Genomic DNA, 225 nt, shown 5'->3' with positions numbered 1-225 from the left:
CGCCGCCCATGCCGCCAGGCATGCCGCCGCCAGCCGACTCCTTCTTCGGAGCCTCGGCGATCATGGCTTCGGTGGTGACCAGCAGGCCGGCGACCGAGGCCGCGTCCTGCAGAGCCGTGCGCACAACCTTGACCGGATCGACGATACCCATGGCGATCATGTCGCCATATTCGCCGGTCTGGGCGTTGTAGCCGAAGGTCGCGCCCTTGTTCTCAAGGATCTTGC

At 66.2% G+C, this 225-nt stretch carries 1 protein-coding gene; it reads right to left on the bottom strand.

What is annotated here, in order from left to right; translation table 11 throughout:
* The coding region (locus E5W70_RS32950) for a TCP-1/cpn60 chaperonin family protein (RefSeq protein ID WP_292665540.1) at positions 1-225 on the bottom strand (225 nt) is incomplete at both ends.

Source organism: Mesorhizobium sp. (assembly GCF_005063415.1).
Classification (GTDB): domain Bacteria; phylum Pseudomonadota; class Alphaproteobacteria; order Rhizobiales; family Rhizobiaceae; genus Mesorhizobium.
This window is presented reverse-complemented; position numbering and strand designations above follow the sequence as displayed.